Raw genomic sequence first — 9,673 nt, 5'->3', positions numbered from 1 at the left:
ATGGGGGAACGGCTCCGGGACGAACCTGGAGACCGCGTGCGTGGACGCGCTCTACTCGGTCCAGAAGGAATGGGACATGCTGCGCGACTGGCTCGGTCGCAGCGGCATCAACGGCAGCGGCGGCGGCTTCCCGACCAAGGTCGGGCTCAACGACGTCAACGCCTACTGGGACGGCAGCACCACCAACTTCGGCCATTCTCAGGACAACCAGCGCCAGGCCACGCCGATCGACGTGGTGGGGCACGAGTTCGGCCACGCCGTCTTCCAGACCACCCCCGGCGGCGCCGGCTCCGGCAACGAGAACGGCGGTATCAACGAGGCCGTCGGCGACGTCTTCGGGGCGCTCACCGAGGCCTACGCCAACAACCCGAACGACCCGCCGGACTACGAGGTCGGCGAGGAGGTGGACCTCGTCGGCGACGGTCCGATCCGCTACATGTACGACCCGTCCCGCGTGGGCGACCCCAACTGCTGGTCCTCCTCGATCCCGAACACCGAGGTGCACGCCGCGGCCGGCCCGTTCAACCACTGGTTCTACCTGCTGGCCGAGGGCTCCTCGCCGGGCGGCGGCAAGCCGAACAGCCCGATCTGCTCCGGCGGCCCCTCCTCGGTGTCCGGTATCGGCATCCAGAAGGCCGGCAAGATCTTCATGGGCGCGTTGATGCGCAAGACCTCCACCTGGAAGTACGCCAACGCCAGGTCGGCGTCGCTGACGGCGGCGGTGGAACTGTACGGCGCCAACAGCCCCGAGTGCGCCGCCACCAAGGCGGCCTGGAACGCGATCAGCGTGCCGGTGCAGTCCGGTGAGCCGACCTGCGCCGCGACGGGCAACGACTTCTCCGTGTCGCTGAACCCCGCCGCGGGCTCGGTGCAGCCCGGCCAGCAGGCCACCTCGACCGTCGGCACGCAGACCACCTCGGGCAGCGCGCAGACGATCAACCTCACCGCCTCCGGCCTGCCGGCGGGCGCCACCGTGAGCTTCAACCCGGCCTCGGTGACCTCGGGTGCCTCCTCCACCATGACCGTCAGCACCGCCGGGTCGACGCCGGCCGGGACGTACACCGTCACGGTCACCGGCTCCGCCACCTCCGGCACGCACACGGCGGCCTACACCCTGACGGTCGGCACCGGGCCCAACCCGACCGACCCGCCGGACATCAGCGTCGCGAACGTCAAGACTCACCTGCAGCAGCTCCAGAGCATCGCCACCGCCAACGGCGGCAACCGCAGGTCCACGGGCGCCGGCTACACCGCGTCGGTGTCCTACATCGAGCAGAAGCTCACCGCCGCCGGCTACACCGTGGTGCGGCAGCCCTGCACCTCCGGCTGCACCTCCGGGGCCGGGCCGAACCTGATCGCCGACTGGCCCGGCGGCGACGCCAACCAGGTCGTCATGGCCGGCGCCCATCTGGACAGCGTCTCGGCCGGTCCGGGCATCAACGACAACGGCTCGGGCTCGTCGGTGCTGCTGGAGGTCGCGCTGACCCTGGCGGCGAAGAACCCGACGATGGCCAAGCACGTGCGGTTCGGCTGGTGGACCGACGAGGAGCAGGGCCTCAACGGTTCGGAGTTCTACGTCAACTCGCTCAGCTCCACCGAGCGTAGCAAGATCAAGGTCTACCACAACTACGACATGGTGGGCTCCACCAACGGCGGCTACTTCATCAACAACATCACCACCGAGGCGGCCCGGTACCTCAAGGCCTTCTACGACGGCCTGAGCCTCCAGCCGGAGGAGAACACCGAGGGCGCCAACCGGTCCGACGACGCGTCGTTCCGCAACGCGGGGATCGCGACCTCCGGCGTGGCGGCCGGCGCCAGCGCCATCAAGTCCTCGGCCCAGGCCACCAAGTGGGGCGGTACGGCGGGCCGGGCGTACGACCCCTGCTACCACCAGTCGTGCGACACCACGAGCAACATCAACGACACCGTTCTGGACCGGGCGGCCGACGCCTCGGCGTACGCGATCTGGAAGCTCGCGACGGGCACCACCACGAGCCGCGACTTCTCGATCTCCACGAACCCGTCGTCGGGGACGGTCCAGGCCGGCCAGGCGGCCACCTCCACGGTCGCCACCGCCACCACGGCGGGCACCGCGCAGACGGTCAACCTGTCCGCGTCGGGTCTGCCCGGCGGCGCCACGGCCGGTTTCAACCCGGCGTCGGTGACCTCGGGCGGCTCCTCCACGCTCACCATCGCCACCACGGCCACGACGCCCGCCGGCACCTACCAGGTGACGGTGACGGGCACCGGCGAGACCGCCACCCACACCTCGGTGTACACGCTGACCGTGCAGGGCACCTCGCCCGGCCGCACGTTCCGCAACGACACCGACTACACCATCGACGACCTCGGCACCGTCGAGAGCCCGATCACCTCCACCGCGACCGGGCCGGCGACCTCGCCCGTCAAGCTCACCGTCACGATCGACCACACCTGCGCCGAGGACCTTGAGATCTGGCTCCGCGGCCCGAGCGGGAAGTGGTACCTCCTCGACTCCAGCGGCGGCTCCACCTGCACGTCGTACGGCACGCGGACCTACACGGTCCCGGTCACCCAGCAGGCGGCCGGACAGTGGCTGTTGGAGGTCACCGACAACTACTTCATCGACACCGGCTACCTCGACTGGTGGAGCATCACCGTCTGAGTGACCGGCCAGCGGATCGAAGACGCCCCCGGGACCGAGCGGTCGGGTCCCGGGGGTCCGCCGTCTCCCGGGTCCGGACGGGCGGGGCCGTCCGGGCCGGTGAGCACGGGCCGGTGAGCACGGGCCGGGCGCGCGCACCCGTTCAGACGGGCGGGGCGACCTCGGTCCGCGACCGCAGGCCGAGCTTGCGCAGCACGGTGGCGACGTGGGTCTCGACCGTGCGCGTCGACAGGAACAGGACGTCGGCGATCTCCCGGTTGGTCCGGCCGAGCGCGACGAGCCGGGCGACCTCCTTCTCCCGCTGGGACAGCGCGCCGGCGTTGCCCTTGCGCCCCCGCGGCAGCGGGGACTCCACGCCGATGTCACGCAGCGCGCGCCGGCAGCGCGCGGCGTCGTGGGTGGCGCCGAGCGCGCCGAACCGCTCCGCCAGCTCGGCGAGGGCCGGGGCGGCGGAGCGGTCACCGAGGGCGAGCCTGGCCCGCGCCTCGCCCTCGCCCGCCCGCGCCGCCGCGTAGGGCTGGGGCAGGGCCGCGTACGCCTCCCGGGCACGGGCGAAGCAGCAGGCGGCGTCGGCCGGCCGCCGGTCGGCGGCCAGCGCGCCCCGGGCGTGGTCGAGGGCGGCGTGCGCGGCGGGCGCGAGACGGTCCGCGATCCCGTCGGCGAACTCGGCCACCAGCTCGGACCCCTCGTTCACGAGCCCGGCCCGGGCGAGCGCGGTGACGGCGGACGGGATCAGGTAGGCGCCCCAGACCCACACCCCCTTGCGGCGTAGCCGGGCGACCGCCTGCCGGGCCTCGGTGACCGCGCTCTCCAGCGCGCCGCGGGCGAGGTGCAGCTCGACCAGACCGCCCGCGGCGGCCACGACGACCGGCAGGAAGCGCGCGTCCGGCGCGTCCATGCCCGCGCCGCGCAGGTGCCCGGCGGCCTCCTCCCACTCGCCGGTGGCCAGGGCGAGCAGCCCCAGCACCAGCCAGGCGTCCACCGCGATCAGCGGAGTCTCCGTGGCCAGCTCCGCCAGGGTGATCGCCCGGTCGCGGAGCCCGTCCCACCGGCCGGTCAGCCACTGCCGGTGGACCGTCGAGACGTCGACGAGATAGGCGGGGTACTGCGCGCCGGCCTCCGCGGCCAGCCGCCGGCCCTCCCGGCCGAACATCTCCGCCGCGGCGTAGTGGCCCAGCATGGTCGCCGAGTCGTGAAGGTTGCAGTAGCCGCGGGCGGCCTCCCGCCGGACCGCCGCGGACGGGTCGGTGACCGGCAGCGTGGCGGCGACGGCGAAGGCGTCGCGGGAGCCGATCGTCATCTCGAACGAGGCCCGGTTGGCCAGGACCGCGGCCGCCAGCTCCGGGTTGTCGGCGGTCGCGACGAGCGCCTCGGCGCGGGCCATCCACTCCTCGTGCGTCGCCAGCGACTCGGTCCCCCACCCCGGCAGCGCGAGGCTGGCCCAGCCGCGGGCGGCCAGCGTCGGCCGGTCGTGCAGCTCGGCGACGGCGGCCATGATCTCAGGACGTCCGGCGGCGCTGTCGCCCGCCTGGTTGCACAGCACCAGGCCGAGGTTGAGCCGTGCCTCGCCGCGCACCTCGCGGGCGAGGAAGTCGTCCCGCAGCAGGCGGCGCAGCAGCCGCACCACCCGCTGGTGCGACAGCTCGGCCGCCGCCAGGCGGCTCAGCGCCAGCGCGAGGGGACCGCGGTCCGGTGTGGGCAGATCGGGGTCGGCGAGCATGCCGTCGAGCACCTCGACCGCCAGGGCGGTGTCGCCGAGGGCGGCCGCCTGGTCGGCGGCCGCCCTGCCGTGGCGCAGCCAGGCGCCGATGTCCCCGGCCTGCCGGGAGTGGAAGGCGAGCTGGACCAGCGGCGGCGGCTCCACCGCCGCGAGCGCGGTCATCGCGCGCTCGTGCGCCAGCCGCCGGTCCGGGCCCGGGATCGCGTCGTACACGGCCTGCTGGGCCAGGGCGTGGCGGAAGCCGTAGCGGCCGCCGGGATGCTCGTGGAGCACGCCGGCGCGCAGCGCCTGACCCAGCCCGGCGGGGTCCCCGCCGACCGCCGTGATCAGCCGCTCGCCCACGGGGAGCCGCAGCACCGCCGCCGCCTGCACGGCGCTCACCGCCGCGGCGGACAGGCCGGCCATCTGCTCGGCCATCGCCTCGCGCAGCAGCAGCGGCACCCCGGCGCGGTCCAGCGCGTCGGGCCCCTCCACGTCGGGCAGGGAGCGGACGACCTCCTCCACCACGAACGGGATGCCCGCCGTACGCTCGTGCAGCCGGGTGATGAACGCCGGCGGCAGGTCGGGGCGCTTCAGCAGCGCGCAGGCCAGGCTGCTCACCCCCGGGGCGTCCAGCGGCCGCAGCGGTATCACCAGGCTCGTCGTGCCGGGCGGGCGCCGGTAGGTGTGACCCAGCGGCAGGCCGGGCGTGCCCAGGTCCTCGCGCCGGTAGGTCGCCACCACCGTCAGCCCTTCAGGCGGCTGGTCGGCCAGGAAACGGAGCAGGTCCCGCGTCCCGTCATCGGCCCAGTGCAGGTCCTCGATCACGAGCAGGGCCGGTCCGACGGCCGCCAGCAGGGCGCGCATCGCGCGGAACAGCCGGTGCCGCTCGGCCCGCGGGTCGTTCAGCCGCTGCGGCGCGGGCGGGAGCGCGTGAGCCAGTTCGGGGAGGTAGTCGCGGAGCGCGCCGGTGACCGGACTGAGGGCCTCGGCCGCCGGCAGCCGGCCCGCGACCTCCCGCAGCGCCTCCACCACGGGCCCGTACGGGAAGGGTTCGCGGATCTGGTGGCAGTAGCCGAGCAGGATGGAGCGGTCGCCGGACACGAGACGGTTCAGCGCGGCGTGGACGAGCCGGGTCTTCCCGATGCCGGCCTCTCCCTCCACCAGCACCACGGCCGGCGGGCGGGTCATCGCGTCGATCAGAACCCGCAGTTCAGAGGCGCGTCCAACGAGTACGGGCGAGGCCGGGTTGCTCATTGGCGGCTCCGAGGGGAGACGGCTGCGGGACCCTCACGGAGGGTACCCACATATCTCCATTCAAGGTCAACCCTTGGACATAACGGGCTTGTTGCGGGTGCGTGTCAAGAATCACACGCGGCCGGGCCGTCCCGGCCGGCGAGGCGTTCGACCGCGATCATGGCGGCGTCGTCGCCAAGGTGGCCGCCGACGTGGGCGAGGAGGTCGTCGTGGATGTGCCGCAGGAGCGCCTCGGGGCTGTCGCCGGTCCAGCCGGAGACCCGCTCGGCCAGCGGGTAGAAGACGCCGCCGGGATCGCGGGCCTCGATGACGCCGTCGGTGTAGAGCAGGAGGATGTCGCCCGCCTCGAACTTGAACGTCTCGATGTCGTAGTCGGGCTCGTGGAGCACGCCCAGGCCCAGCGGGGGCGCGGGCCGGCCGGCGTGGAGCGTCGTGACACGCCCGCCGCGCATCATCAGGGGCGGCGGATGCCCGCAGCTGATCATGTCGAGCAGCGCGTCGTCGTCGGGGATCTCGAACACCGCGGCGGTGACGAAGCTCTCGTCGGCGTCGTGCCCCGCCTCGACCGGCTGCCCCGGGCCCGCGCTGACGCTCTCCTCCAGGTCGGCGATGAGCATGGGCAGGCTGGTGTGGCGGCGGGAGGCCTCGCGGAAGGCGCCGAGCAGCAGGGCGGCCTCGGAGATGGCCTCCAGGCCCTTGCCCCGGGCGTCGCCGATGATCAGCCGGGTCCCGCCGGCGGTCCGTGCGGCGCCGTACAGGTCACCGCCGATCTGAGCCTCCTCCTCGGCGGCGAGATACACCGAGGCGAGCCGGAGCGGGCCGATCAGCTCGGGGAGGGGCCGCAGCAGGACCCGCTGCGCGGCCTCGGACACCGACCGCACCTGGACGAGCTCCCGCCGGTCCCGGTCGCGGAGCAGGGAGAAGCCCACCACCAGGGCCGTGACCACCATCAGGGCCAGGACCTGCACGCGCAGCTCCTGGGAGCCCAGCTCGCCGTCGCGGGCGCCGATGAGCATCTGGTCGGCGACGGCGAGAAGGCCGACCGTCCCGGTCAGCCGCGGGCCGGCGAGGGCGGCCGTGATCGCGGGCGCGGCGACCAGCAGCGGGGCCAGGTGGACCCGGCCCGGGATCAGGACGTCGGCGACCGTGATCCCCAGGATCAGCCCGAACGGGATCGCGGCCAGCGCGTATCCCGGACGCCGCAGGTCGCGTAACTCAGAAACACGCTGCCTAAGCTGCATTCTTCCTGCTTACACCCTGCCGGAAACGGATCTTTCCCGAGCCCGCCGGACCGAGCCCGCCGTACTGAGCCCGCGGATCAGGCGGCGGCGGCCAGGGGCTCCTCGCGCCGGACCAGGGCGGCGTAGGGGCCGCCGGCGGCGAGGAGCTCGCCGTGGGTGCCGCGCTCGGCGACGCGGCCGTGGTCCAGGACGACGATCTGGTCGGCGTCGCGGACGGTGGACAGGCGGTGGGCGATCGTGATGGTGGTGCGGCCGCGCGACAGGGTGTCCAGGGCCTCCTGGACGGCGCGCTCGGTCTGGGTGTCGAGGGCGCTGGTGGCCTCGTCGAGGATCAGCACGGGCGGGTTGCGCAGCAGGGTGCGGGCGATGGCCAGGCGCTGCTTCTCGCCGCCGGAGAAGCGGTAGCCGCGCTCGCCGACCATGGTGTCGTAGCCGTCGGGCAGCGACATGATGTGGTCGTGGATCCGGGCGGCGCGTGCGGCCTCGACCAGTTCGGCGTCGGTCGCGGCGGGCTTGGCGAAACGGAGGTTGTCGGCGATCGAGGAGTGGAACAGGTAGGTCTCCTGGGAGACCACGCCGACCGTCTCGGCCAGCGTCTCGAAGGTCAGCTCGCGCACGTCCACGCCGTCGACGGTGACCCGGCCGCCGGTCACGTCGTAGAGGCGGGGGAGCAGGTAGCTCAGCGTGGTCTTGCCCGAGCCGGTCTCGCCGACCACGGCCAGGGACGTGCCGGCGGGGACGGTGAGGTCCACCTCCGACAGGGTCGGGGCCTCGCCGTAGGAGAAGTCCACGCGCTCGAAGCGCACCTCGCCACGCACGTCCGTCAACGTCCGGGTGCCGGGGTGGATGTCCACGGGCAGGTCGAGGTATTCGAAGATCCGGGCGAAGAGGGCCAGGGAGCTCTGCACGTCCACGCCGAGCCGCAGCAGCGACACGGTGGGCCGGAACAGGCTCATCTGGAGCGTGGTGAAGGCGACGACGGTGCCGATGGAGACGGCGGAGGTCAGCCCGGTGGCCCAGTAGATCATCGCGGGCATGGCCGCCATGATGATCTGGATGGTGGACTGCCGCCAGCGCCCGGCCATGCTGGAGCGGACCTCCAGGTCGGCCAGCTCGCCGGAGGCGGCGGTGAACCGCCCGGTGAGCTCGGGGCCGCGGCCCATGGTCCGGCCCAGCAGGATCCCGCTGATCGACAGCGACTCCTGGATCATGGAGGACAGCGCGGCCGTCTTCCGCTGCCGCTCCGAGGTGATCTTCCTGCGCTCGCGGCCGACCCTGCGGCTGATCCCGACGAAGACGGGCAGCAGCAGCAGCGACACGACGGTCAGCCGCCAGTCGAGGACGAGCATCGCGATGACCGTCGCCACCACGGTGGTCAGGTTCGACACGATCGAGGCGGCGGTGGAGGTGACCACCGACTGCATGCCGCCGATGTCGCTGGAGATGCGCGACTGCACCTCGCCGGTGCGGGTGCGGGTGAAGAAGGCCAGGGACATGCGCTGGAGGTGGCCGTAGACGGCGGTGCGCAGGTCGTGCATGACGCGCTGGCCCACGGTGGTGGAGATGAGCGTCTGGACGACGTCGAGCACGCTGGTGGTGACGGCGACCGCGACCATGCCGAGCGCCAGCAGTGTCAGCAGGCCGGTCCTGCCGTTGGGGACGGCGTCGTCGAGCACCTCGCGGAGCATGAACGGCGAGGCCAGCGAGACCAGCGAGGACAGCCCGATGAGGGCGCCCACCAGGGCGAGCCGGCCCCGGTAGGGGTGGAACAGGGCGATGATGCGCCGCAGGGGCACCTGAGGTCCGTCGTTCATGTCAGGTGCTTCGGGCAGGAGAGCTTTCTCGGTCCATTCAGTCATGCAACCTCTTTCTGATGTTCTCTCAAACAGAGGTTAGCTCACATTAATTCCAGCGGACAATGAGATAAGTTCGGGGTGTGGAGAGGGAACTGGCCGATCTCGTGCACGGCGTCGGCCACCGGCTGCGGCGCGGTTACGGCGAGCGGCTCGGGCCGCTCGGACTCAGCCCCGGCCAGGCGCGTGCGCTGCGGGTGATCGCCGACGCCGAGCCGCCGCTGAAGATGGTGCAGCTCGCCGAGAGGCTCAGGATCGTGCCGCGCTCGGTCACCCCGGTGGTGGACGCGCTGGAGGAGGCCGGTCTGGTCCGCCGCGAGGTCGACCCGGCCAGCCGCCGCTCCATCCTGCTGGTGATCACTCCCGAGGGCCGGGCCCAGTACGCGCAGGTGCGCGAGGCGCGCAGGCAGGTGGCCGAGGAGCTGTTCTCCGTCCTCACCTCCGAGCAGCAGGACCGGCTCAGGGAGCTGCTGGGGCTGGTGGACCGCGAGTTCGGGTAGGCGGGCCGCGCGTCCGCCGGCTCGCCGGGCCGGTGGGCTTGCGCGTCCGCCGGGCCGGTGGGCTCGCCGGGGTCGTCGGGCCGGTGGGCCGGTGGGCTCGGGTGTCGCCGGGCCGGTCGTCCGGGCCGTCATGTCACCCGCCGGGCGCGGGAGGTCCGGCGGCCGGGGCGGGCCTCCCGGCCCCGGTCAGGCAAGCCGCCTGGCCTCGGCGTCCAGGTCGTCGCCGGGGCGGTGGCGGATCCGGCCGCCGATGACCGTGGCCACACACCGGCCCGGCCCCTCGCGGAGCAGGGCGGTGTAGGCGGTCGGCCCGTCGGCCTCCACCGCGAAGACGGCGAAGTCGGCCCGGCTGCCCGGGCCGAGGGAGCCCAGGCGGCCCGGTATGTCTCGAAACCCTCGTGGCCCACCCCGCCGCCATCGGGTCGGCGGTGGCCGCGCCCCCGCCGCGCCGGGTCACTCCTCGCGCAGCGTCAGGT

The 9,673-nt window shown here is 73.4% G+C and carries 6 protein-coding genes; 2 read left to right on the top strand and 4 right to left on the bottom strand.

The genetic code is table 11. From position 1 onward, the window contains the following. On the top strand, positions 1–2,647 hold a 2,647-nt coding region (locus ACWDS7_RS43180), incomplete at its 5' end, for a M28 family peptidase (protein WP_451934013.1). Positions 2,648–2,789: 142 nt separating this feature from the next. Here ACWDS7_RS43180 and ACWDS7_RS43175 read toward each other — a convergent pair. The 3 genes from ACWDS7_RS43175 to ACWDS7_RS43165 form a co-directional block, all read right to left on the bottom strand. Next, on the bottom strand, positions 2,790–5,537 hold the full coding sequence (locus ACWDS7_RS43175; RefSeq protein ID WP_451934012.1) for an ATP-binding protein: 2,748 nt from the start codon (positions 5,535–5,537) through the stop codon (positions 2,790–2,792). 170 nt (positions 5,538–5,707) lie between these two features. Then, entirely contained in the window at positions 5,708–6,844 is a 1,137-nt protein-coding gene (locus ACWDS7_RS43170; RefSeq protein WP_451934011.1) for a PP2C family protein-serine/threonine phosphatase, read from the bottom strand. A gap of 77 nt (positions 6,845–6,921) precedes the next feature. Continuing rightward, entirely contained in the window at positions 6,922–8,703 is a 1,782-nt protein-coding gene (locus ACWDS7_RS43165; protein ID WP_451934010.1) for an ABC transporter ATP-binding protein, read from the bottom strand. A 77-nt stretch (positions 8,704–8,780) separates the two neighbouring features. Between ACWDS7_RS43165 and ACWDS7_RS43160 the strand changes: the two genes are divergently transcribed. Beyond that, positions 8,781–9,197: a MarR family winged helix-turn-helix transcriptional regulator gene (locus ACWDS7_RS43160; protein WP_451934009.1), complete on the top strand. Its 417-nt coding sequence runs from the start codon at positions 8,781–8,783 to the stop codon at positions 9,195–9,197. Between the two features lie 186 nt (positions 9,198–9,383). Here the strand turns inward: ACWDS7_RS43160 and ACWDS7_RS43155 are convergent, their stop codons facing one another. Next, positions 9,384–9,521, bottom strand: coding sequence for a hypothetical protein (locus ACWDS7_RS43155; protein ID WP_451934008.1), 138 nt, complete (start codon positions 9,519–9,521; stop codon positions 9,384–9,386). Positions 9,522–9,673 lie beyond the last annotated feature (152 nt).

This window comes from Streptosporangium sp. NPDC003464, from assembly GCF_053588315.1.
Note: the sequence above shows the minus strand (reverse complement) of the source record. Positions and strands in the feature narration are given on the sequence as shown.